1 protein-coding gene is annotated in these 566 nt (G+C 62.9%); it reads left to right on the top strand.

Translation table 11 applies throughout. The features are described 5' to 3' along the window. A partial coding sequence (locus ACXMYJ_RS29355; RefSeq protein ID WP_460359581.1) for an ISL3 family transposase occupies positions 1–566 on the top strand: 566 nt, incomplete at both ends.

Below are 566 nucleotides of genomic sequence, written 5' to 3'. Positions count from 1 at the left end.
GATGGACGGGTTCTCCGGGTATCGCACCGCGACCGCTGAAACCCTGGACAAGGCGCGTGCGGTGATGGATCCGTTTCATGTGGTGCACTTGGCCGCCGACAAGCTCACGGTGTGTCGTCAACGCGTGCAACAGGATACGTGCGGACACCGCGGCCGCACCGGGGACCCGCTCTACGGCATCCGCCGCCCTCTGCTCACCCGAATCGGCTTGTTGACCGACAAGCAGAAGACCCGCATCACCAACGGCCTCGAAGCGCGTGAGGAACATCTGGCGGTCGCGGTCACCTACGCCGTCTATCAGGACCTGATCGACGCCTACGACCAGCCGCACAAGCGTGACGGGAAGATCGCGATGTACAAGCTGCTCAAACGCATCCATACCGGCGTGCCGAAAGAACTCGCCGAACTTGCCCAACTCGGCCGTTCGTTGTGGGCTCGACGCAAAGAGATCCTGGCGTACTTCGACACCGGTGCCTCCAACGGCCCGGTCGAAGCGATCAACGGCCGCCTGGAACACCTACGCGGGATCGCGCTCGGCTTCCGAAACCTCAACCACTACATCTTGC

Source organism: Mycobacterium sp. ZZG (genome assembly GCF_054786995.1).
Note: the sequence above shows the minus strand (reverse complement) of the source record. Positions and strands in the feature narration are given on the sequence as shown.